At 36.4% G+C, this 22,756-nt stretch carries 22 protein-coding genes; 5 read left to right on the top strand and 17 right to left on the bottom strand.

What is annotated here, in order from left to right; all coding sequences use genetic code 11:
• Positions 1-38: 38 nt before the first annotated feature.
• Together aqpZ and NPX36_RS04095 are read left to right on the top strand one after the other, a co-directional pair.
• A complete protein-coding gene (aqpZ, locus tag NPX36_RS04100) occupies positions 39-764 on the top strand; it encodes an aquaporin Z (protein WP_257500722.1) in 726 nt (241 codons plus the stop codon).
• A 236-nt stretch (positions 765-1,000) separates the two neighbouring features.
• Positions 1,001-1,837 (top strand): hypothetical protein, encoded by an 837-nt coding sequence (locus tag NPX36_RS04095; RefSeq protein ID WP_257500143.1) that lies wholly within the window; start codon positions 1,001-1,003, stop codon positions 1,835-1,837.
• A gap of 584 nt (positions 1,838-2,421) precedes the next feature.
• Here the strand turns inward: NPX36_RS04095 and NPX36_RS04090 are convergent.
• From NPX36_RS04090 to NPX36_RS04080, 3 genes are read right to left on the bottom strand one after another with little or no spacing between them, the layout of a single operon-like run.
• Complete coding sequence (locus tag NPX36_RS04090) at positions 2,422-2,805, bottom strand: DoxX family protein (protein ID WP_257500142.1); 384 nt, start codon at positions 2,803-2,805, stop codon at positions 2,422-2,424.
• Between the two features lie 31 nt (positions 2,806-2,836).
• Complete coding sequence (locus tag NPX36_RS04085; protein WP_257500141.1) at positions 2,837-3,418, bottom strand: 5-formyltetrahydrofolate cyclo-ligase; 582 nt, start codon at positions 3,416-3,418, stop codon at positions 2,837-2,839.
• Positions 3,411-4,385 carry a succinylglutamate desuccinylase/aspartoacylase family protein gene (locus tag NPX36_RS04080; RefSeq protein WP_257500140.1) on the bottom strand — a complete coding sequence of 325 codons (975 nt, stop codon included), beginning with the start codon at positions 4,383-4,385 and terminating at the stop codon, positions 3,411-3,413. The genes NPX36_RS04085 and NPX36_RS04080 overlap by 8 nt, the downstream gene beginning before the upstream one ends.
• 89 nt (positions 4,386-4,474) lie before the next feature.
• Here NPX36_RS04080 and uvrC point away from each other — a divergent pair, with 89 nt between their 5' ends.
• Complete coding sequence (gene uvrC, locus NPX36_RS04075; RefSeq protein WP_257500139.1) at positions 4,475-6,274, top strand: excinuclease ABC subunit UvrC; 1,800 nt, start codon at positions 4,475-4,477, stop codon at positions 6,272-6,274.
• A 9-nt stretch (positions 6,275-6,283) separates the two neighbouring features.
• Here the strand turns inward: uvrC and NPX36_RS04070 are convergent, their stop codons facing one another.
• Positions 6,284-7,048, bottom strand: a complete 765-nt coding sequence (locus NPX36_RS04070; protein WP_257500138.1) for a hypothetical protein — start codon at positions 7,046-7,048, stop codon at positions 6,284-6,286.
• A 124-nt stretch (positions 7,049-7,172) separates the two neighbouring features.
• Here NPX36_RS04070 and NPX36_RS04065 point away from each other — a divergent pair, with 124 nt between their 5' ends.
• Together NPX36_RS04065 and NPX36_RS04060 are read left to right on the top strand one after the other, a co-directional pair.
• Complete coding sequence (locus NPX36_RS04065; protein WP_257500137.1) at positions 7,173-7,997, top strand: UDP-2,3-diacylglucosamine diphosphatase; 825 nt, start codon at positions 7,173-7,175, stop codon at positions 7,995-7,997.
• Positions 7,994-8,962, top strand: coding sequence for a glycosyltransferase family protein (locus NPX36_RS04060; RefSeq protein WP_257500136.1), 969 nt, complete (start codon positions 7,994-7,996; stop codon positions 8,960-8,962). The genes NPX36_RS04065 and NPX36_RS04060 overlap by 4 nt, the downstream gene beginning before the upstream one ends.
• Here NPX36_RS04060 and NPX36_RS04055 read toward each other — a convergent pair whose 3' ends face one another.
• From NPX36_RS04055 to NPX36_RS03995, 13 genes are all read right to left on the bottom strand, one after another.
• Positions 8,963-9,196, bottom strand: coding sequence for a VF530 family protein (locus tag NPX36_RS04055; protein ID WP_257500135.1), 234 nt, complete (start codon positions 9,194-9,196; stop codon positions 8,963-8,965).
• Between the two features lie 146 nt (positions 9,197-9,342).
• Complete coding sequence (locus NPX36_RS04050; RefSeq protein ID WP_257500134.1) at positions 9,343-9,843, bottom strand: FKBP-type peptidyl-prolyl cis-trans isomerase; 501 nt, start codon at positions 9,841-9,843, stop codon at positions 9,343-9,345.
• 247 nt (positions 9,844-10,090) lie between these two features.
• Positions 10,091-11,632: an acyl-CoA carboxylase subunit beta gene (locus NPX36_RS04045; protein WP_257500133.1), complete on the bottom strand. Its 1,542-nt coding sequence runs from the start codon at positions 11,630-11,632 to the stop codon at positions 10,091-10,093.
• A 4-nt stretch (positions 11,633-11,636) separates the two neighbouring features.
• Entirely contained in the window at positions 11,637-12,698 is a 1,062-nt protein-coding gene (locus NPX36_RS04040; RefSeq protein ID WP_257500132.1) for a PDDEXK nuclease domain-containing protein, read from the bottom strand.
• Between the two features lie 61 nt (positions 12,699-12,759).
• Positions 12,760-14,205: an acetyl-CoA carboxylase biotin carboxylase subunit gene (gene accC / locus NPX36_RS04035; protein ID WP_257500131.1), complete on the bottom strand. Its 1,446-nt coding sequence runs from the start codon at positions 14,203-14,205 to the stop codon at positions 12,760-12,762.
• A 4-nt stretch (positions 14,206-14,209) separates the two neighbouring features.
• A complete protein-coding gene (locus NPX36_RS04030) occupies positions 14,210-14,695 on the bottom strand; it encodes an acetyl-CoA carboxylase biotin carboxyl carrier protein subunit (protein WP_257500130.1) in 486 nt (161 codons plus the stop codon).
• A gap of 333 nt (positions 14,696-15,028) precedes the next feature.
• Complete coding sequence (gene pgi / locus NPX36_RS04025) at positions 15,029-16,615, bottom strand: glucose-6-phosphate isomerase (RefSeq protein ID WP_257500129.1); 1,587 nt, start codon at positions 16,613-16,615, stop codon at positions 15,029-15,031.
• A 5-nt stretch (positions 16,616-16,620) separates the two neighbouring features.
• Positions 16,621-17,865 (bottom strand): peptidoglycan DD-metalloendopeptidase family protein, encoded by a 1,245-nt coding sequence (locus NPX36_RS04020; RefSeq protein WP_257500128.1) that lies wholly within the window; start codon positions 17,863-17,865, stop codon positions 16,621-16,623.
• Complete coding sequence (locus NPX36_RS04015; RefSeq protein ID WP_257500127.1) at positions 17,865-18,800, bottom strand: tryptophan 2,3-dioxygenase family protein; 936 nt, start codon at positions 18,798-18,800, stop codon at positions 17,865-17,867. The genes NPX36_RS04020 and NPX36_RS04015 overlap by 1 nt, the downstream gene beginning before the upstream one ends.
• Complete coding sequence (locus tag NPX36_RS04010) at positions 18,800-19,570, bottom strand: DUF3108 domain-containing protein (RefSeq protein ID WP_257500126.1); 771 nt, start codon at positions 19,568-19,570, stop codon at positions 18,800-18,802. Before NPX36_RS04010 ends, NPX36_RS04015 begins: the two co-directional genes overlap by 1 nt.
• Before the next feature lie 254 nt (positions 19,571-19,824).
• Complete coding sequence (hppD, locus tag NPX36_RS04005) at positions 19,825-20,985, bottom strand: 4-hydroxyphenylpyruvate dioxygenase (protein ID WP_257500125.1); 1,161 nt, start codon at positions 20,983-20,985, stop codon at positions 19,825-19,827.
• A gap of 32 nt (positions 20,986-21,017) precedes the next feature.
• Positions 21,018-21,470 (bottom strand): CCC motif membrane protein, encoded by a 453-nt coding sequence (locus NPX36_RS04000; protein WP_257500124.1) that lies wholly within the window; start codon positions 21,468-21,470, stop codon positions 21,018-21,020.
• An 11-nt stretch (positions 21,471-21,481) separates the two neighbouring features.
• Positions 21,482-22,639, bottom strand: a complete 1,158-nt coding sequence (locus NPX36_RS03995) for a homogentisate 1,2-dioxygenase (protein ID WP_257500123.1) — start codon at positions 22,637-22,639, stop codon at positions 21,482-21,484.
• Between the last annotated feature and the right edge of the window lie 117 nt (positions 22,640-22,756).

The following is a 22,756-nucleotide window of genomic DNA, read 5'->3' as shown; positions in this document are numbered from 1 at the left end:
CCTTGTTTTTAAAGAGCAAAGTGTTAGTTTTAACATAAATTTTTAAAAAATCAAGTTGTATGAAAAAATTATTTGCAGAGTTCTTTGGAACTTTTTGGCTGGTTTTTGGCGGATGTGGAGCGGCAGTTTTTGCAGCAGGCGTACCCGAAATTGGTATAGGTTTAGCGGGTGTTTCGTTGGCCTTTGGTTTAACCGTTTTAACAATGGCTTATGCAGTAGGGCATATTTCAGGCGGACATTTTAACCCGGCAGTTTCGTTTGGTTTGTTTGCAAGCGGTAGATTTCCCGCAAAAGACTTATTCCCTTACATTGTTTCGCAAGTGCTGGGGGCATCGGCTGCTGCGGCATGTTTGTGGTTTATTTTAAACGGAGCAGGTGCATTTAGCGTTGAAGGTGTAGGAGCCTTTGCAACAAACTTCTACGAAATGGAAGGATATGCAGGCAGAAGCTACAGCATGGAAGCTGCATTTGCAGCAGAATTTTTGTTAACAGCATTTTTCCTAATCATTATCTTAGGAGCAACAGACAAATGGGCAAACGGTAAATTTGCCGGTATTGCTATTGGTTTGGCATTAACATTAATTCACTTAATTTCGATTCCAATCACCAATACATCGGTAAATCCGGCACGTTCTACTTCGCAAGCGCTATTTGTTCAAGGCGAAGCGTTATCGCAATTATGGTTGTTCTGGGCAGCACCAATTGCTGGTGCAATCGTTGGAGGGTTAATCTATAAATTTTTACTTGAGAAAACAGAAGAGTAGGTTTTGATAAAGAAATAAGAATGGCACATAGTATACTTTAGCTTCTAATAAAATACTATGTGCCATTTTTTATAATATTTTCCAGCTTTCCTCACTATTTCAAAAATTAAAAATAAATAATTCACTTTTTGGTTAATTATATTAAAAAATGAGTATATTTATAAAAAATCAGTGTAAAATTACGAAAGGGCATACTGTAATAGCTGATTTTTAAGAAAATTTAGAAAATAGGGCAAATGAAAAAATACATCATTTTTTTGTTATTTTTTGGCATTAAAGGTTTTTGTCAAACAGGAATTAATACACGCACTCCGCACAGTTCTGCCGAATTAGAAGTACAGTCAGACACCAAAGGTTTCTTACCTCCACGATTAGCATCGGCAGCCATAAGCACTTTATCTGCTACTGCAGCCGAAGGACTTATTGTTTTTGATAAAGATAAAAAGTTGTTTTTAGGTTGGGACGGTGCAAAATGGCAAATATTAGGCAATGCAGTGGCAACCACTTCTACAAGCTTTGCATCGTGGGAAGTAAACGGAATCACTAATTACGGCTCGTCGCCCTTTGCTGCATCAGCTATAAATGCAAATCTTAGTAGTGCTGCATTGAGCAGAGGATCTGGTTTATCTACAACTGGTGGTGGTGCTAACGATACTTGGGGCGGTTCAGATTTTAATAGTTTAATACTTGCAGATGCAATCACGAATGGCGATTTCTTTGAATGTACCTTGAATTTTGTATCCGGCAAAACCGTTTCTTTTAATCAAATTAATGCTATGAATATTCGTACAACCAATACCGGATCCACCAATATTCAATGGCAATACAGTATAAATGGCAGTGCTTTTGTGAATATAGGAAGCGCTTACACTTTAACTTCTACGGCTGCTACGGGAAACAATATTCCAAATATAGATTTAACGCTTTATTACGATTTGCAGAATATTAATACAACTTCAACACCCACAATCACATTTAGAATGGTAGGTTTTGGTGGAACTGCTAATTCTGGCAGAACCTATATTAATAATATTTCAGGCAACGATTTAGAGATTTTAGGGTCTATTCAATAAATTCGGAAGTATTGATCGCAAAATAGATTGATTTCGTGTTGATAATAATTACAAAGAACTTTCACAAAGAAATCTTAAAAAGCAAACAATTCTATTGAAGATAAAAATGTTTTGGTTACCTTCCTGGTTAGAATTATTTTAAAACCGTATATCGCATGATTTGGAGTAAACAGCAACAAACAGATAAGGTCTTAAGTATTGTAATTACTTGCAGTTTTCTATTTTGGTTTTTGGCGAAAATTCCCTATTTATGGGATTATACTTTATTTGGTGTTTTCTATGAAATGGGTGCATTAATCACCATGATTAGTACCTTACTTATTACGTTTTATTTTTTAGTAAGATGGGTGATGAATAGGCTTTCAGTAAACAAAATGCATTTATACGTTTTTTTACTCGGAGGCATCACTTTGCTTATGATGAGGTTTGTTTATAGTATATCTTTTTCGGGTATTACACTTTTTTAAGACGGTGAATAAATTTAAAAAGTCCCACAAACGTAGGACTTTTTACAACTAAACTAACCAAAATAAATTTTCCTTTTCATAACTTATATCGATTAATCAATTAGTGTGCCAAAAATATTATTGTAATATAAAAACTAAAAATAATGCGGGTATAAAGTAAATTACAATGGTTCGTGCACCGTCGTAATCTTTTGCAATTCGTTGACCAAAAAGTAAGAATAACAAGGTGATACACGAAACAATTCCCGAGTATAACGCTATTTCTTTGTTGTCATTCATAGTTAAAAACCAAATTCCGGCAAGCGCTAAAATTCCGGCAATGATTTCCAGAATCAAGATAATTCCTAACGAAAACGGAACTTTATTTCCTAAAAAAGTATTTTCAAAATGCGATTTTAACCAACCAACATTTCCGTTCCAATCTGCGATTTTATCGTAACCCGATTGCAAAAAGGTAATAGCCAAGAACAATAAAATAAGTATTTCTGTAATGTGATTCATGTTGTTTAATTTTTTTTTGTAAAGGTAAAATTTATTTTACGGATTCTGTTCCAAATTCGTAAATCTTATCCGGAGTGATGCAATAATCTAAGCGAATATCATGGCGGTTTGTATCGGCAATTGTTGGTTCAGCATCAAAAAAAGACAATCCTATTTTTACCACATTGGGCTTGCATTTTGATAAAAATAAATCATAGAAACCTTTGCCATAACCCACGCGGTTTCCTGAAACATCATAGGCTAAAAGCGGTATAAAAACCACATCGATTTGCTCATCCACCACCGAAAAACCGTTTTGCGGTTCGGGTATGTTCCATTCGTTTTTTTTAATGGTGACATTGTCTGTTAGTAAAACATGCTGCATGGTTCTGTTTTCAAAATCAGATTTAGAAACAATCACATTTTTATCTTTTCCGTTTAAGATATGCAACAGATAATCGGTCTGAACTTCTCTATGCTCGTGAATCGACAGAAAAATATGATAATTCTCAAAATTCCAAATGGGTAATTTTAATGCCTGATTGGCAATTTTTAAACTGAAATCCTCTATTTCGTCTGTGCTTAAAGCACCTCGTAAACTTTTGTATTTTCTCCGTAAATCTTTTTTATTCATCTTTTAATTGGGTTGAAATATGATAAACCGCATCACCTTGAAACACAATAGATGCTTGGTTTTCACAAATAATGTATCCATCATTTGGTGCTAAAATAGGTTCTTCTACCAAACCGTAGGGGTCGGTAATTATTCCCAATGTTTCGCCTTCTTTTACAAATGTTCCGTTTGGAGTGAAATTGTGTAGTAAACCTGAGTATTGCGCCCTGATCCATGTAGAATTTTCAATATAAATCATTTTTTTATCGGGTTTTTCTACTGAAAAATTCTTGTGCAGCATTTGCAATTTATCCAAAAAGCGAACCGTACCTTTTATACCTTCTTCAATAATACTTGTATTAATATCCAAAGCTTTTCCACCTTCAAAAAGCAAGTATTTTTTGCCTAATTTATCACATGATGATCTAAAAGATCCATCAATATTATTGGAATACAGCAAAAATTGGGTAGAAAATGCATCGGCCAAATCATCTAACTCATGATTGTTGGGTTCAATACGAATTTGTGGGGCATTGAATCTACTGCGTCCTCCTGCATGAAAATCAATCACGTAGTCAACCGTTGGTATCACATCGTTCATAATGCGATAAGCAAATCTGCTTGCCAGCGAACCATTTGCCGAACCAGGAAACACACGGTTTAAGTCGCGCCCATCGGGAAAATCGCGCGATTGGTTCACAAAACCAAACACATTTACAAGCGGCATGCAAATAATGGTGCCACGTTCGGGATAATTAAGTCCTTTTCGAATAATTTGCCGAACAATCTCAATACCAGTTAGTTCATCGCCGTGAAGCCCCGCAGTGAGCAAAACTGTTGGGCCTTCATACACCGAACGCGAAACAATAATCGGAATTTTCAACTGGGTCATGGTATGCAGTTTGGCAATTTTTAACTCAATTGTTTTTGTTGCCCCAGGAATAACCGATTTACCTAAAATTTTAAGGTTGCGAGATGTAAATTCCATAGTTAAATTTTATATAATGGTTTTTAAAGATACTGTTTTAGCCCAAACAATTCCAAAAGTTAATGTAAATTTGTTTTGGAAACAATTATATGAGTACAACAAAATCAGATATTTCGTTACAATTACAAACCTTACCCAATTTACCAGGTGTTTATCAGTATTTTGATAAAGATCAAAAATTACTATATGTGGGCAAGGCAAAAAATTTAAAAAAGCGGGTGGCTTCTTATTTCAATAAAACCCACGACAATGCCCGTTTAAATGTTTTGGTTCGAAAAATAGTGACCATAAAACACATTGTGGTTAAAACCGAAACCGATGCACTGCTTTTAGAAAACAATCTTATCAAAAACCTGCAACCTCGCTACAATATCATGTTGCGTGACGACAAAACCTATCCATGGATTTGTATCAAAAACGAACGTTTTCCAAGGGTTTTTTCTACCCGAAATTTCATAAAAGATGGTTCGGAATATTTTGGACCTTATACCAGCGGCAGAACCATGCACACTTTGCTTGATTTAATTCGCGAATTGTATCCTTTGCGCAATTGTAATTACGATTTAAGCGTGCAAAATATAAAAAACGAAAAGTATAAAGTTTGTTTGGAATATCATATTGGCAATTGTTTGGGGCCTTGCGAAGGCAATGAACCCGAAGAAGAATACCTGCACAAAATAAAAAATATAAGGGAGCTTTTAAAAGGAAATTTCAAAGAAAACTTGAAAGATTTTAAGCAATTAATGCTGAAATATGCCAGTGAAATGAAGTTTGAAGAAGCACAAGCGATAAAAGAAAAAATGCAGGTTTTGGAAAATTATCAGGCAAAATCTACAGTTGTAAACCCTAAAATAAACAACGTAGATGTTTTTTCGATTGTATCAGACGAAACCATGGCGTATGTGAATTTTCTACAAATAGCTCATGGAGCTGTTGTGCGGTCGCATACTTTAGAGTTGAAAAAGCGTTTAGATGAAACCGATGAAGAGCTGTTGCCATTAGCAATTATAGAAATTCGCGAGCGTTTTAAACTGTTAACGAAAGAAGTTGTTGTTCCGTTTGAAATTGATTTAGGCGAAAAAATCACTGTTACTGTACCAAAATTAGGCGATAAAAAACAACTTTTAGAGCTATCTGAACGCAATGCACGCTACTACCGATTAGATCAATTAAAACAAATCAAAATAGTAGATCCAGACAGGCACACTAACCGATTAATGGCACAAATGAAAGCCGATTTGCGTTTAAGCAAAGAACCGCGACATATTGAATGTTTCGATAATTCAAATATTCAAGGGACTAATCCGGTGGCTGCTTGTGTGGTTTTTAAAGATGGAAAACCCAGTAAAAAAGAGTACCGCCATTTTAATATTAAAACCGTTGAAGGCCCCAATGATTTTGCATCGATGGAAGAGGTGGTTTTTCGCAGATACCGCCGTTTGTTAGAAGAAGGCGAACCATTGCCCGATTTAATCATTATCGATGGAGGTAAAGGACAATTAGGTGCGGCGTTAAAAAGTCTGGATATTTTAGGTTTGCGTGGAAAAATAGCCATTGTGGGTATTGCCAAACGTTTGGAAGAATTGTTTTATCCGGGCGATAGTGTTCCGCTGTACTTAGATAAAAAATCAGAAACTTTAAAGGTGATTCAGCATTTGCGAAACGAAGCCCACCGTTTTGGGATTACTTTTCACAGAAACCAGCGCAGCAAAAACGCCATAGACAGTGGGTTGACCACCATTCCGGGAATTGGTCCAAAAACCATGGAAAAGCTTATGATTCAGTTTAAATCAATTAAAAGATTGGCCGAAACCCCCGAGGAAGAAATCGTGAAACTAATTGGTAAAAGTAAAGCAGAAAAAGTGATTTCGTATTTTAAAAACACTTAAATCAAGCCGTTACCAATCGTTTTCTTCTATTTCTTTTGCTTTTTTATCGTTTCGTAAATACGCATCATTATAAGTTTGCCAACCTTTTTTGTTGTATTTTTCGTTGGGACTAAATGCACCAGCGCCCAAATCAAAATCGGCAGAAACATTCGGTACACGAAAATCGCCCCAATTGCAAATTTTGGCTTCCTTGGTTTCGTAATCTGTCCAAAAACCTTGATACATGTTGTTTATGTAGCTGTCGCGCGATAAATCCAAATCGTTATAAAAAACGCCATCGTTTTCTGTAATTTGAAACATGGCGTGATATGTTCCTTCAAAAACTCCGGAATGGCTGCGGTCTTTAGGTTCATTAAACTGATAAACACCCGAAATTATCCCTTGATATTTTGTGGGTAAACTCACCGAATTTTCATCAAGTTCTCGGTCTTTGATTCGTTTTATTGTTTGCAGTTTAATCGTTCCTGTAAAGTGTTCAATATTTTTGCCCACTTTCGATTTTCCTGTTACATGATACAAATCTGCATTGGATGGATCTTTCTCTACATTGGTGATTTTAATGTGTATGCGTTTGTAATTATCGCCAATAATTCCATAGACTGTATTCATTTGCAAACCCAAAATCACAGGCGAAAAATCGTAGCTGTTCCATTTTTCCAATTCGTTTTCATGTGAAATATACTCCTTTTCATCTAAAATGGTAGTGAAGCGGTTTTGAGCCATTCCCGCAAAGCTTGCACACAGCGCAATCACAACAAATAATATTTTTTTCATTCGGAACAATTTTTTGTAAAAATAGTACTTTTTATTGCAATCTATCTAAAATTGTTTGTATCGTAACCTTATAAAAACCATTAATTTACATTTGATTTCAATCTTTGAATCAAAATTTAATTTCATGAAAAGATCCATAGAAATTGCTGTGATTTCTGATACCCATTTGGGAACTTACGGATGCAAAGCCCAGGAACTTTTGCGGTATTTACAGTCAATAGATCCAAAAATATTGATCATAAATGGCGATTTTATCGACATTTGGCAATTTAAAAAAAGCTATTTTCCCGAAAGCCATTTAGAGGTGATTAAATACATTTTAAACTTGTCATTAACCAATTGCCAAGTGATTTATTTAACCGGAAATCACGATGAATTTCTACGAAAATTTTCGCCTATGACTTTTGGTAAGATCCAATTGGCCGATAAATATATTTTTGAAATTGATGGTAAAAAAGCATGGGTTTTTCATGGCGATGTGTTCGATTCTTCGGTGCAACATTCCAAATGGATTGCCAAATTAGGTGGAATTGGGTATGATTATTTGATTCGTTTGAACAATCTATCGAATTGGATTTTAAACAAAATGGGTCGCGAGAAATATTCCTTCAGTAAAAAAATAAAAAACAATATCAAAAAAGCAGTAAAGTTTATTGGCGATTTTGAGCAAACAGCTTCTGAACTGGCTATCGAAAACAGCTTTGATTATGTAATCTGCGGGCATATTCATCAACCGCAAAAAAGGGAAGTTGTCAATGCAAAAGGAAAATGTATGTATCTAAATTCGGGCGATTGGATTGAAAACCTTACCGCTTTGGAATACAACAACGGCGATTGGGAGATTTACTATTTTGAGAATGATTTACTGATTGATTTGCTGGATGAAACCGCAGAAAAAACAGCCGATTTTCCGTATGATTATCAAAACATTGAAGCCCTTTTTATATGAAAATATTGTATGCTTTGCAGGCAACGGGCAATGGACACATTGCGCGTGCCAATGTTTTAGTGCCAAAATTGAAAGAACATGCCCAAGTGGATGTTTTTATTTCGGGACAAAATGCGCAGTTACATTTTAAGGGCGATGCAACAAAAAATAAAGGACTTTCGCTTTTCTATTCAGAAAACGGAGGCTTGAATTACGCCAAAATACTTCGTAAAAATTCGTTGATGCAATTCGTGCAATCGGTGCATCATTTTCCGGTGCAACCTTACGATTTAATCATCAACGATTTTGAACCCATCACTGCATATTCCGCTAAACTTCGCAATAAAAAGATCATTGGTTTAAGCCATCAAAGTGCGGTTTTGCATAAATTGGCACCACAACCCGAAAAAAAGCACCGGTTTAGCAAGTGGGTTTTGCAAAAGTATGCGCCGGTAGAAAAATCGTTTGGTTTTCACTTTACAAAATATGATGAAAACACCTTCCATCCCATTATTCGCGATACCATTAAAAAGCTAAATTGTGCCAACGAAGATTATTTCTTGGTGTATTTACCTAGTTACAAAAACGAAGAGATTTACAAAGTGCTTTCGAAATTAAAACACGTTGATTGGATGGTTTTTTCGCCTTTTAGTAAAGTTTCAAAAAAACAAGGAAATTGCACTTTTTTCCCCATTGATGAGCAGTTGTTTACGTCCTATTTGGCCACGGCAAAAGGCGTTTTGTGCGGAGCCGGCTTTGAATTTCCCGCGGAAGTGTTGCACTTAAAGAAGATGCTATTTGTGATACCTATTAAAGGGCAATTTGAACAATATTGCAACTATTTGGCTTTAAAGCAATTAGGAGTGATGGGCGCTGAGGATTTATGTGTTGAAAAAATAGACACTTGGATTGCATCCAATCACATTGCGGCTGTTTCGTTTACAGATGAAACCGATCTATTGATTGAAAAAGTTTTAAATACCTGATTACAAATTGTTTTTCTTTAAATGCGGATAAATCTTAATGTACAATTGTTCTACTTTTTCGCGTGCCCAAGGCGTTTTTCGCAAAAAAGTCAGCGATGATTTAATACTTGGGTTTTTCGTGAAGCAATTAATGGGAATTTCTTTGCCCATTGCGGTCCATCCTTCAAAAAATTCTACCATTTCTTCGAGTATTTTTTGAAGCGTCATTCCGTGTAATGGATCTTTATTTGTCATAAATAATATAATAGATAAAGCTGCATTGAATTTTTCTTGTCATTCCGACGAAGGAGGAATCTGTTCTTATAATTGAAAAATTCTTCACTTCATTCCTCCTTCGTTGTAATGACAGATCGAGATTTAATGCAGCTTTACTTTATAAATTAATGTGTTTCAGTACCATCGATACCATGCGCATGTCCGTGTGCTAATTCTTCTTCCGTAGCGGGGCGAGTAGCCACCACTTCTACATCAAAGTTTAAAGTTTTACCAGCCATTGGGTGGTTTAAATCTGCAACCACAGCATGGTCGTTTACTTCTGCAACCACAGCACGGAATTGGTTTCCTTGGTCATCTGTCAGCGGCAACATTGCACCAACTGGTGGTAAGCCCGACTCGCTAAACATTTCTAAAGGCAACTGTGCCAAAGCATTTGGGTCAATAGGTCCGTAACCTTCTTCCGGAGAAATAGTGAACGATTTTTTATCGCCTGCAGCCAAACCATTCATTTCGTCTTCGAATTTAGGAATCATCATACCCACACCGTGTAAATATGTTAATGGATTTTCTGTTGTAGTTTCTTCCACAAATATTTTTTCGCCGTTTGCTTCAATCGTGTGCAATTTGTAGTTTACTGCAACTACGTGGTTGTTTTCTATTGTCATTTTTTTGTTTTTGTGAGATATAATTCTCGTTTACACAAAGATAAAGGTTTTGAATTTGCTACAAATAAAATGAAGCAAAGATTCCTTTTTTTAAGAATAATTTAAGGGTAGGGGATTTTTATTGGATGATAAAAAGTGTTATTAACTAGGATGTTTAAGATTTTTTGAAACAAGTAAACAACCTCGAAATAAAAAACCTACAAGGTCATGCAGACCTTGCAGGTTCTAATATCAAATTGCTAACAAACTACAACGGAATGTTTCCGTGTTTGCGGTTTGGTGTGGCTACTTCTTTATTTTCAAGCATTTTAAATGCTTTGATTAATTTGCGTCGGGTATCTTGTGGGAAGATGACTTCATCGATAAATCCGCGTTGTGCGGCACGGTACGGGTTCGCAAATTTTTCGGCATATTCTGCTTCTTTTTCTGCTAATTTGGCTGCTGGATCTGCTGCTTCGGCAATTTCGCGTTTAAAGATGATTTCCGATGCACCTTTTGCTCCCATTACAGCAATTTCGGCTCCTGGCCATGCAAAATTCATATCGGCACCAATGTGTTTAGAGTTCATTACATCGTAAGCTCCACCATAAGCTTTACGCGTAATTACAGTCACTTTTGGTACAGTAGCTTCAGACAATGCATATAATAATTTGGCACCATGAACAATGATTCCGTTCCATTCTTGATCGGTTCCTGGTAAAAATCCTGGTACATCAACCAATACTAATAACGGAATGTTGAAAGCATCGCAAAAACGCACAAATCGAGCCGATTTTATCGATGAATTCACATCTAAACATCCTGCCAAAAACATCGGATTGTTGGCTACAATACCAACCGATTTTCCACCGATACGTGCAAATCCTACAATAATATTCTCGGCATAATTTTTATGAATTTCGTAAAAAGAATCTTCATCGATTACATTGTTGATTACATCGTGCATATCATAAGGCTTGTTGGCATTATCGGGCACAATATTGTTCAATTGTTCGCGGATTTCATCACCCAATTCATAAGGCAAATCTTCTACCACTTCTTGATTGTTTTGCGGAATGTAACTCAATAGTTGTTTTACATCTTCTAAACACTCAATATCGTTAGCCGAAGTGGTATGCGCAACACCTGATTTGGTAGAATGGGTTGATGCTCCTCCTAATTCTTCTGCCGAAACGGTTTCGTTGGTAACGGTTTTCACAACGTTTGGACCGGTAACGAACATATACGAAGATCCTTCAACCATCATGGTAAAATCGGTCATTGCTGGTGAATAAACCGCACCACCTGCACATGGTCCCATAATGGCTGAAATTTGTGGAATAACTCCTGATGCTTGTACGTTTCTAAAGAAAATATCGGCATAACCACCTAACGAACGCACCCCTTCTTGAATACGCGCGCCACCCGAATCGTTCAATCCAATCATGGGTGCACCCACTTTCAATGCCATGTCCATTACTTTACAGATTTTTTCTGCATGTGTTTCAGACAATGCGCCTCCAAAAACGGTGAAATCTTGTGCAAAAGCATACACCAAACGTCCATTTACGGTTCCATATCCTGTAATCACACCATCGCCTAAATAATGTTCTTTATCTAAACCAAAATCTTTGGTACGGTGTGTGACAAATGCACCAATTTCTTCAAACGACCCTTCATCGAAAAAATATTCGATACGTTCACGAGCCGTTAATTTCTTTTTTGCATGTTGCGCGTCGATACGCTTTTGACCGCCACCTAATTTGGTTTCGGCTAATTTTTTATTTAAAATATCAAAATTTGTATTCATAGTTTTATTGTTCTTTTATGAGTGATTTTAAATCTTCTTTGCTTGGAAGTACGGTTTTGTATCTGCTTGCAAAAATATGCTCATTGTTTTCAGGTAGTGTGAACTCAACTACCGCTTCGCTTTTGTTCTGACAAAGAATAATTCCTATGGTTTTGTTTTCGTCTTCTAACCGAACTTCTCTGTCGTAATAATTCACATACATTTGCATTTGGCCGATATCTTGATGCTTTAATTCACCTATCTTTAAATCGATTAAAACGAAAGATTTTAGAATACGGTTGTAAAATACTAAATCAATCCAAAAATGTTTATCATCGAATGAAATACGCTTTTGTCTTGCCACGAATGTAAATCCGCTGCCCAACTCTAGTAGAAAATGTTCTAATTTGTTAATAATTTCTTCTTCAAGTTGATTTTCAGTGTAAGAAGAATGAGCTGGCAAACCAATAAATTCTAAAATATATGGATCTTTAATCGCGTCTTTTGGTTTTTTGATAATTAACCCTTTTTTCGAAAGTTCTTTTACTTTTTCTTTATCTCTGCTTAAAGCCAACCGAGTGTATAGTGCAGAATCGTACTGACGTTCCAATTCCCGTACACTCCAATTGTTTTTTACGGCTTCAATTTCGTAAAATTTGCGTTCATTTTCATCGTCTATTCGCAATAACTTTAAGTAGTGCGACCAACTTAAATGGAATTGTGCAGATATCGTCTGCGATTTTTCATTTTGCAATTCGTCAGACATTGTTTGACCTTTTTTAGAAATCCTCAACGCTGTTGAGGATATTGAATACGCTAAATAAAAAGACCGCATTCTTTCTAAATTCTGAACAGAAAAACCTCGTCCAAATTCTTTGGTTAGCACTTTCGATAACTCTTTTAAAAGTTGTTTTCCGTATGCGGCTCTTTCTTTTCCTCCCTGCTCTTCTTCAACAATCATTCTTCCTATCTCAAAGTAAGTCAATACCATTGTTTGATTAATGGCACGCACTACATTACTCCTTGCCGATTGCAATAAATCAACAATTTGGGAAAAGAATTTTGTATTTGAAAGATTGTTAGTCACTTTTTTCTGGCTATTTTATCAAAAATATCTCCATTGAATTAATCCGCAATTGTGGTATCTACTACAATTTCGTTGGTACTCTCAAAACTTTTTGGTCTGTGAAATATTGTTTCAAAGCTATTAAAGCTGCAACTTCGGCTTCTTTCGCTTGGCTTTCTTTGATGATTTCGGGGCTGTAATATTTCTTCACGAAATTGGTATCAAAATCGCCCGAAACAAAAGCATCGTGCTTACAAACAAATGTTCCAAATGGCAAAGTGGTGCTCACACCTTCAATTTTGTAATCTTGAATGGCTTGTAGCATCAACTGTATGGCTTCGTTACGATCTTTTCCGTAAGTAATTAGTTTTGAAAGCATTGGGTCGTAATAAATCGGCACATCCATACCTTGTTCAAAACCGTTGTCCACACGTACACCTTCGCCTTCCGGTAAAATATAAGTCGATAAATTCCCTACAGATGGTAAGAAATCATTCAAAGGATCTTCGGCATATACCCGCAATTCCAGTGCATGACCTTTTATTTGTAAATCTTCTTGTTTGATAGGAAGTACTTCACCACGAGCCACACGAATTTGCATTTCTACTAAATCGATTCCTGTGATTAATTCGGTAACTGGATGCTCTACCTGCAAACGCGTATTCATTTCTAAAAAGTAGAAATTTTTGTTTTCGTCTAATAAAAACTCAACCGTTCCTGCGCCCACATAATCACACGATTTTGCCACTTTTACAGCAGCTTCGCCCATTGCTTTGCGAATTTCGGGCGTTAAAACAGCAGATGGTGCTTCCTCAACCACTTTTTGGTGGCGACGCTGTACCGAGCATTCACGTTCGAACAAATACACTACGTTTCCGTGGGTATCTGCCATGATTTGAATTTCGATATGACGCGGCGAACCTACATATTTTTCAATAAAAACAGATCCATCACCAAAAGCTGAGGTTGCTTCGGAAATAGCACGTTGCATTTGCGATTCAAAATCGGCTTCTTTTTCAACTATTCGCATTCCTTTTCCACCACCACCGGCAGATGCTTTAATCAAAATAGGAAAACCTACTTCTTTGGCTACTTTCTTGGCTTCGTCGATATCAGTAATGGCGTGGTCTAGTCCAGGAACCATCGGAATATCGTAGGCTTTTACGGTATCTTTTGCTGCCAATTTATCGCCCATCACTTCAATGGCATGCGATTTTGGACCGATAAATGTGATGCCGTTTTTCTCTGCCAATTCGGCAAATTTTGCGTTTTCTGATAAAAATCCGTATCCTGGATGAATTCCGTCCACGTTCAACTCTTTACATACTTCGATGATTTTATCACCCAAAAGATACGATTGGTTTGATGGTGCTTCACCTATACAAACGGCTTCGTCGGCAAATTTTACATGGGGTGACTGGCGATCGGCAACCGAATATACAGCTACGGTTTTAATGCCCATTTTTTTGGCTGTTTTCATGACACGCAGTGCAATTTCACCGCGGTTTGCAACTAATATTTTTCTCATTGGATTATTCAAATTCAATTAATAACTGACCTTTTTCAACTGCCTGACCTTTTTCAACTGCAATTGATTTAATGATTCCGGCACGAGGCGAATCGAAACTGTTTTCCATTTTCATGGCTTCTAAAATCAATAAATTATCACCTTCGTTCACTTCTTGCCCAACGCTCACATTGATTTCTAAAATCAACCCCGGCATTGGTGCTTTTATGGCATTTATCAATTTAGTTTTACCTACTTCAAAGCCCATTTCTTTAATCAGTTGGTCTAAATGGTTGGCAATTTGTACTACATATTCATTGTTGTTTACCAAAACCTTATAGGTTTTATTGATAAAATCGGTGTGCACAATTTTTGCATGATACGATGTATTGTTGTGCAACACATGAAAGTTTTCCTGATCTAAACTCACTGCATCGGCTGCAAGCATTTGCTTTTCTGAAATTTCAAAGTTGTGTTCTTTGTTTACAGAGACTTTAAGTGTGTTATTCATTGTATGTAATTGTTTCTAAAGGGTAAAGTTATTTAAAAAAATACAATTATTTTAATTATAAGAGCGGTTTCATATAGAACTTTTTGATGTTTTAAATACATAAAATTTTATAGGAGCATTTCATTGCTTAAAATGTTTAAGCACCTCATCATGTTTGGTCCAATAAAATTTAATGATATATTAATCAGTGATTTGTTTTTTGTCACAGATGTGTAGATACAATTTTGTATCCTAGAAAAAGAAAAAAATCTTAAAAAGAATGCGAAAAAAAATTAGTTTACGTTTTGTGAGAATCAACTCTGACAAAATTTTAAACTTTGTCAGAGTTTTTTATTATTGTTTCTTTTTTAAATAATGTTTCAACAAAAAAGTGGTCGAACAATCGTGTTGTTTGATTTGTTCTGATTGCAGTTCTGCTTTGATATTGTTTGCCAGTACTTTTCCATATTCCACACCAAATTGATCAAAACTGTAAATATTCCAAATATAACCTTGCACGAATGTTTTGTGTTCATACATTGCCAATAAACTTCCCAATGATTTAGGGGTTAATTGGTCAATTAAAATGGTGTTTGATGGGCGATTGCCTTTAAATTCTTTATAAACAGCGTTTTTGTCGTTAGTTGCCTCGGTATGGTATTTTCCTTCTTTTCCGTTCATTAATGCTTCGGTTTGTGCAAAGAAATTTGCCATTAATAAATCGTGCAAATCACTTGGGTTAAATGCATTTACAAAGCCAATAAAATCGGTAGGAATAATCTTTGTTCCTTGATGGAATAACTGAAAAAATGCGTGTTGTGAATTCGTACCCACTTCGCCCCAAACAATGGTTCCGGTTTCATAATTTACAGGGTTTCCGCCGCGGTCCACACTTTTTCCGTTGCTTTCCATAACCACTTGTTGCAGGTAGGCGGGAAGCATTTTTAATTTATCAACATACGGCACAACGGCTTCGGTTTCAAAGCAAAAAAAGTTATTGTACCAAACAGATAGCAAAGCCAAAACTACAGGAATATTCTGTTTAAAAGGAGTTTGGGCAAAGTGCACATCCATTTCGTGGGCACCGTTTAGCAATTCTTTGAAATGATTAAAACCAATAGCCAATGCAGTGCTAACGCCTACTGCACTCCACAAAGAATAACGTCCGCCAACATAATCCCACATTGGGAAAATATTTTGGGTTTCAATACCGTAATTCACCGCTTCTGGAATATTCGAAGAAACGGCTACTAAATGATCTTGTGTTTTTAAATTGTTTTGCAACAACCATTGTTTAAAGATATTGGCGTTGCTTATGGTTTCTAACGTTGTAAACGATTTTGAAACAATTACCACTAATGTGGTAGCCGGATTTAGTTTGTTTTTTAACGATTGAATGCTGTCATTGTCAATATTTGAAATATAGTGTACATTCAAATGGTTTTTATAATCGGTCAAAGCTTCGGTTACCAATTTGGGTCCTAAATCGGAACCGCCAATACCAATATTGATTACATCGGTAAAAGGCAAGCCGGTAGATCCTTTTAAATGGCCTTTAATCACATTTTCTGTAAATAGCTGTATTTGGTCTAATGCTGCGGCAACTTCTTGATTTTGATTGTTTGTTAGTTGGCGTAAATCGGTATGAAGCACTTTTCTACCTTCGGTTTCATTGATTGTTTCGCCTTTTATTAATGCTTCAATTCCTGCTTTTAGCTGTACTTCATCTGCCAATTCTGTTAATAAATCAATGGTAGTATTGGTGATGCGGTTTTTAGAAAAATCAATTAAAAAATCGTTCCAAACAATATGAAATTCATTTATTCGGTTGGGATTTTCTGCAAAAAGCTGTTGCATTTTTACAAATTGCACTTCGTAAAAATGTTGTCGCAGCTTTTGCCACGCTTGTGTTTCGGTTGGATTAATTTTTAATAACGGCATTTTTTCTAATTAAATTTTTCTGTAATCTTATCATCGATTGCTTTTTTTACAGGTTGTATTTGTGCTTTGAAATGAGCAATATCGCTTTGATCCATTGCCAATGACGTTGGTAATTTTTGTTTTAACGGATCTACTTGTACACCATTTTTCCAAAAACGATAGCAAACATGCGGACCTGTTGCCAAACCTGTGCTGCCAACTTTACCAATAATATCGCCTTGATTAACGCGCTGTCCGCGGCGAACCAAGATTTTAGACATGTGCAAATATTGCGTGGTGTACATGTTGTTGTGCTTAACTTTCACGTAATTTCCATTGCCCGATGTGCGTCCGGTTTCTATTACCACACCTGCTGCGGTGGTCATGATGGGTGTTCCGTGCGGTGCTGCATAATCGGTACCGTTGTGTGCTTTGAAACGCTTTTGAACGGGATGAAACCTGCTTTTGGAAAATTTTGAAGTGATGGTGAAATATTTTAAAGGCGATTTTAAAAACATGGTTCGCATTTGCTTGCCGTTTTCATCGTAAAACTGAGTTTCGGTTTCGCCGGGTTGTTTGTACGGAAATCCATATACATCTTTGCCATCATAGTTAAAATATGCACCTAAAATTTCCTCGGTTCCCACATAAATAGAATCATTAATAAATTTTTCGCGCACGGATAATGCAAATTGATCTCCTCTTTTAAACTTAAAGAAATCCACGCTCCAAGCAAATCGCTTCGCCAAAGCTGTTGCCAATCCAGGGTCTAAACCTTCTTTTTGAATAGATTCTGAAAGCGATCCTTCGATTTCGCCTGCAATGGTTCGCACTTTATAGGAAACCGGATAATTTACTGTATATGCATGAATGGAATCTCGAAAATCAATAACCTGAAACCCCATATTATCGGGCTGATAAATAAGTATTTCTAATTTAGATAACGCATCCTTCGATTTTAAAAGCGTAAATGTTTTGCCGGCTTTAATTTTCCTAACATCAAATGAATCTTTTACTTTACTTACAATGTCGTGTATTTCAGTGGCATCGTAATTATGATGCGCCAAAATCATACCTAAATTATCGCCACGTTCTACTGTATCGCGTTCTATATGGTATTCGTTTAATGGAAAACCATACGCAAATTCGGGTATTGTTTCTTCTTTTTCGTTTTTAACCACTTCGGCAAATTCAGACTCGGACTGTTTCTTACCACACGAAAAAAGTACAGCAACAATGGTTATATATAATATGATTTGAAAACGTTTCATTACAAAGCATCTTTGCCCCAATTGGCTAATTCTTCTTCGCTCCACAATTCTGGAAAGAAAATTCTTCTTTGATATTGTGGCAACATGTATTTTTTCCAATCACTACCGCCTGTAGCTTCTTGCGGACCAGCTTCGCTTTCAATATATTTTTTGGCCGCATTAAAGTGTCCCATTACCCAAGTGATGTTCACCGTTTTGTCGTAATGGCGCATGGCTTCTCGCAATTCTTCGTTTTGTTGATCTTCCAAAGGAAGTTGTTTAAACGTTTGCCACAAGTTTGCAGTGTTGTATTTTTCCATGAAATCAATAAATTCCTTTTTATATTTTTTTTCGAATTCATTGATAAGGTATGACTTTTGACCGGTTTTGTAATCTTTTCCAGCTGCTTGCCAGTACATGTGCTCTAGGGCATGCTCATAAGGCGTGTTTCGGTCGATTGTATCGCGGTAACGGGCATCAATTAAATTAATCAAATCGGTTGAAGCAAACTCTATAAGTCGGTATTGTGCACTTTGAAAGCCACTGGCAGGGGTTAAGGTGTTGCGGAATTTAAGATACTGATCGGTATCCATACCATCGCGCATAATGGTGAAAGATGTGGTGAGCATATCAAAATAACGCGAAATTCTTCCCAAGCGGTCTGTAAAAAAAGTAGTTGTTAAATTTTCCGCGAAACAAACCTGCTCCATTTCCCAAAGAATCATTTTGAACAATAATTCATTTACCTGATGATACATGATAAAAACCATTTCATCGGGTAGGGTAGATCTTTGAATTTGCAAATTCAGCAAGGCATCGGTTTGAATATAATCCCAGTAGGTGATTGGCTTTTGCCATTTCATGCCTTCTAAATGGGTGTCTAATTTTTGGTTGATGTTGCTGAATTTTTCTTCTAAATCTTGAATTTTTTGCAGGCGTTCGGTTGAAATTTCCATTATTTTACGACTTTCAAATTGGTTTTTAAATTTTTGTATTGAATTAATTCTGCTTTTAAAGAACCCACAAGTAAGCTTGCCTGAATTTTTAACGGAACTTTGTTTTCATCGTTTGAAACCCAAAGAGTTAAACTTTCTTCTTCTTTAAAAACACGCCCCGACATTACATACGGACGAAACTTCATGGCGTTTACCGTACCAAATTTAGTTTTAATTTTTTCATAACCCATAAATTTTAGTTTAAATTTAAAGGTTTCGTCGTCAAAAAACATATCAATTTGTATGGTTTCGCCTACTTTCACGTTGTCTATTTTGTCATGATTACGCAAATAGTAAAAAGCAGAAATAACGTCTTGAATATTATCTGAAACATTGTATGTTTTTTGGCTTTTTGCTTTGTAATCTTTCAGTAAAATGGTGTTGTTGGCATTGTTTACAAAACCTTCTTGGTTTTTGGTGTAACCCCCTTCGTTGATTTTTCTGATAAAACGATACGGTTGCCCCGTGTTGATGTCAAAATAACTTTGGTAATCGTCTTTTACTTTAAAAAATGCTTTAGACAATCCAGTGGTGTAACCATCGCCTTTTGCGTGATATACTTTTTTTCCGTTGTAGGTGGTTTCCTTTAATTCTAATGTTGCAATACCTGCATTTATAAAGCCATACGACACTTGAAATTTAAAGTACTCGCCCGACTTAAAAGCAGATGATTGCCCGAATGTTAATGCGGTTGTTAGAAAAAATAAAATAGCTAAAATGTTGTTTTTCATATTCTTTTTCAATTTTGTTCGAAAGATACAAAACAATATCTGTTCCAAAGTTACTAAAAACAAAAAAACCCAGTTGTTTCCAACCAGGTTTTTATGCTATTAACCAACCAAAAAACTATAAATTATGAAAAATTTATTACACTCCAATAAGGTTATAGAAGCCTTATTTTTGCGAGTGCAAAGGTAGGTTTATTTTTTAAAACACTAAATATAAACTTTTATTTAACTTATATTTAACATTTTAAGACTTTTAATTAAAGAGTTCCACGCTTTTCTTGCTCTCTTTCAATAGATTCGAACAAGGCTTTAAAGTTACCAGCACCAAATCCACGAGCACCCATGCGTTGAATTACTTCAAAGAACAAAGTAGGGCGATCTTCTACGGGTTTAGTGAAAATTTGCAACAAATATCCTTCTTCATCAGCATCAATCATGATACCTAATTTTTGAAGCTCTTTGATGTCTTCTTTAAATTTATCCATGTGGTCTTTTAAACGCTCTGGAATGGCATCATAATAGGCCTGTGGCGGCGTAGATAAAAATTCTACTCCACGTGCTTTCATATCGGCAACGGTTTTAATAATGTCGTCGGTAGCTACTGCAATGTGCTGCACGCCTGCGCCTTCGTAAAAGTCTAAGTACTCTTCGATTTGTGAACGTTTTTTACCTTCTGCTGGCTCGTTGATAGGGAATTTGATGCGCCCGTTTCCATTGGCCATTACTTTAGACATTAAAGCCGAATATTCGGTGGTAATTTGTTTATCGTCAAACGAAAGGAAGTTTACAAAGCCCATAATATCTTCAAACCATTTCACCCAAACGTTCATTTGGTTCCAACCAACGTTGCCCACCATGTGGTCGATAAATTTTAAGCCAACCGGAGCTGGGTTGTAATCGCTTTCCCATTTCACGTATCCTGGCATAAACAATCCATTGTAGTTTTTACGCTCGGTGAATAGAAAAACGGTTTCGCCATAAGCAAAAATACCTGCTTGAATAATTTCTCCGTTTTCGTCAGATGATACGGTTGGCTCCATGAAAGGTACCGCACCGCGCTTGGTGGTTTCTTCATAAGCAGCGCGTGCATCTTCTACCCACAATGCAATTACTTTTACCCCATCGCCATGTTTTTTTACATGTTCGCCGATTGGTGATTCTGAGTTTAAAGCGGTTGTTAAAACAATTCTGATTTTATCTTGCTTAATTACATACGAAGCACGGTCGCGAACGCCTGTTTCTAATCCTGAATAGGCTTCAGACTGGAAACCAAATGCTGTTTTGTAAAAATGAGCTGCTTGTTTGGCATTTCCTACATAAAATTCTACATAATCTGTACCTAAAATAGGTAAGAAATCTTGTGCTCCTTCAAATATTTTTTCTAATCCGTATTCTACAGATTTTAATTCTTTTGACATAATAATTGCTGTATTTTGTTACTATTGTTGTTTTATTCTTGATTTAGTGAATCTTGTGGTTGATTCAATGAATCGGTATAAATATAAATGCTGTCTTCTTCTGCTTCGTAATCCCATTCTTCGTCATCAACTCTTGATAATGTATCGTTTTTAGATTTGTTCATTTCATCTCTGATTGCTGAGAACATGAAAGAACCGGTAATGACTAAATACACCACAAAAGACAAAGTGATGAGTCCGTTTATAACAAGTGCAATAATGTTGATGATGCGTGCCGTATTTACATTTTCTCTACTGTTATGAGAATATGTTTCTGGATTTACTAGGTACTCTTTTAAACTTTTATTGGCGCTAACAAGTCCAATTATTGAAAGTGCCAAGCCAACAAACGAAAGCCCACAGCAACCAAAAAGAATTGCCATGCACAAAGCAACAATTGCGAGCACTAAAGCACTGGGATCGGCAGGTAGTTTTCTTTGAAACATTTATATTTTTATTAATCTAACCATGATTGATAATATTGTTCATCGGCAATTTTCATTGCTTCTTCGGTAACCATCAACGGCTTGAATGTATCAACCATTACGGCTAATTCTTGTGTATCTACTTTGCCAATGCTTCGTTCCATTGCGCCCGGGTGTGGTCCGTGTGGAATTCCTGCTGGATGCAAAGAAATGTGTCCGGCTTCGATGTCGTTTCGGCTCATAAAATCACCATCTACATAATACAATACTTCGTCTGAATCAATGTTGCTGTGATTGTAAGGCGCCGGAATAGATTCTGGGTGGTAATCATACAAACGCGGCACAAATGAACATACTACAAAGGCATCGGTTTCAAATGTTTGATGCACTGGTGGCGGTTGGTGAATACGTCCTGTGATGGGTTCGAAATCGTGTATTGAAAAGGCGTATGGAAAATTATATCCATCGTATCCAACCACATCAAAAGGATGAGTTGCATATACCATATCAAAAATTTCGTCTTGTTTGCGAACTTTGATCAAGAAATCGCCTTTTTCATCGTAGGTTTCCAATTCTTCCGGGCGGCGAATATCGCGTTCGCAAAAAGGGGAATGTTCTAATAGCTGACCAAACCAGTTGCGGTAGCGTTTTGGTGTGTAAATGGGTCTGCGCGATTCTACAATAAACAAACGATTATCTTCTGTGTCGAAATCGATTTTATAAATCACTCCGCGCGGAATCAATAAATAATCACCGTATTTAAAATCTAAATTTCCTAATATGGTGCGCAATTTACCGGTTCCTTTGTGAATAAAAATCAATTCGTCGGCGTCGGTATTTTTATAGAAATAATCTTGGGTTTTGTTTGTAGGTGCAGCCAAAGTAATGGTGCAATCGCTGTTTGTTAAAACCGCTTTACGGCTTTCTAAAAAATCGGGGGTAGGAGGCACTTGAAAACCACGCAAACGGTAAGACTGTATGTTGTTTTTTCGGGCAATTTTTGGTGCCACGCTATAAGAACCCTTGATTTCTTTTACTTGCGTAGGGCGGTGCTCATGATACATGTTTGACGACATGCCATCGAAACCAACCGTGCCAAAAAGCTGCTCGTAATAAAATCCGCCGTTTGGTTTGCGGAATTGTATGTGGCGTTTGTGCGGAATTTTTCCTAATTTATGATATAAAGGCATAGTTTATTTGTTTTTAATTAATAAATAAAAGCATAGCATTGCCTTCTTCATTCGGGGTTGCGTTTAATGAAGTATTTAAGTTTTGATAATAATCCTTGCCATGTTTTCATACCTAAC

It is taken from the genome of Paenimyroides aestuarii (assembly GCF_024628805.1).
Lineage (GTDB): Bacteria > Bacteroidota > Bacteroidia > Flavobacteriales > Flavobacteriaceae > Flavobacterium > Flavobacterium aestuarii_A.
Note: the sequence above shows the minus strand (reverse complement) of the source record. Positions and strands in the feature narration are given on the sequence as shown.

Bases quoted from the DNA above. Each gene is read 5' to 3' on its own strand.
- NPX36_RS04095 (WP_257500143.1), top strand. From the start codon at position 1,001: ATGAAAAAATACATCATTTTTTTGTTATTTTTTGGCATTAAAGGTTTT.
- NPX36_RS04090 (WP_257500142.1), bottom strand. From the start codon at position 2,805: ATGAATCACATTACAGAAATACTTATTTTATTGTTCTTGGCTATTACC.
- NPX36_RS04085 (WP_257500141.1), bottom strand. From the start codon at position 3,418: ATGAATAAAAAAGATTTACGGAGAAAATACAAAAGTTTACGAGGTGCT.
- NPX36_RS04080 (WP_257500140.1), bottom strand. From the start codon at position 4,385: ATGGAATTTACATCTCGCAACCTTAAAATTTTAGGTAAATCGGTTATT.
- uvrC (WP_257500139.1), top strand. From the start codon at position 4,475: ATGAGTACAACAAAATCAGATATTTCGTTACAATTACAAACCTTACCC.
- NPX36_RS04070 (WP_257500138.1), bottom strand. From the start codon at position 7,048: ATGAAAAAAATATTATTTGTTGTGATTGCGCTGTGTGCAAGCTTTGCG.
- NPX36_RS04065 (WP_257500137.1), top strand. From the start codon at position 7,173: ATGAAAAGATCCATAGAAATTGCTGTGATTTCTGATACCCATTTGGGA.
- NPX36_RS04060 (WP_257500136.1), top strand. From the start codon at position 7,994: ATGAAAATATTGTATGCTTTGCAGGCAACGGGCAATGGACACATTGCG.
- NPX36_RS04055 (WP_257500135.1), bottom strand. From the start codon at position 9,196: ATGACAAATAAAGATCCATTACACGGAATGACGCTTCAAAAAATACTC.
- NPX36_RS04050 (WP_257500134.1), bottom strand. From the start codon at position 9,843: ATGACAATAGAAAACAACCACGTAGTTGCAGTAAACTACAAATTGCAC.
- NPX36_RS04045 (WP_257500133.1), bottom strand. From the start codon at position 11,632: ATGAATACAAATTTTGATATTTTAAATAAAAAATTAGCCGAAACCAAA.
- accC (WP_257500131.1), bottom strand. From the start codon at position 14,205: ATGAGAAAAATATTAGTTGCAAACCGCGGTGAAATTGCACTGCGTGTC.
- NPX36_RS04030 (WP_257500130.1), bottom strand. From the start codon at position 14,695: ATGAATAACACACTTAAAGTCTCTGTAAACAAAGAACACAACTTTGAA.
- pgi (WP_257500129.1), bottom strand. From the start codon at position 16,615: ATGCCGTTATTAAAAATTAATCCAACCGAAACACAAGCGTGGCAAAAG.
- NPX36_RS04020 (WP_257500128.1), bottom strand. From the start codon at position 17,865: ATGAAACGTTTTCAAATCATATTATATATAACCATTGTTGCTGTACTT.
- NPX36_RS04015 (WP_257500127.1), bottom strand. From the start codon at position 18,800: ATGGAAATTTCAACCGAACGCCTGCAAAAAATTCAAGATTTAGAAGAA.
- NPX36_RS04010 (WP_257500126.1), bottom strand. From the start codon at position 19,570: ATGAAAAACAACATTTTAGCTATTTTATTTTTTCTAACAACCGCATTA.
- hppD (WP_257500125.1), bottom strand. From the start codon at position 20,985: ATGTCAAAAGAATTAAAATCTGTAGAATACGGATTAGAAAAAATATTT.
- NPX36_RS04000 (WP_257500124.1), bottom strand. From the start codon at position 21,470: ATGTTTCAAAGAAAACTACCTGCCGATCCCAGTGCTTTAGTGCTCGCA.
- NPX36_RS03995 (WP_257500123.1), bottom strand. From the start codon at position 22,639: ATGCCTTTATATCATAAATTAGGAAAAATTCCGCACAAACGCCACATA.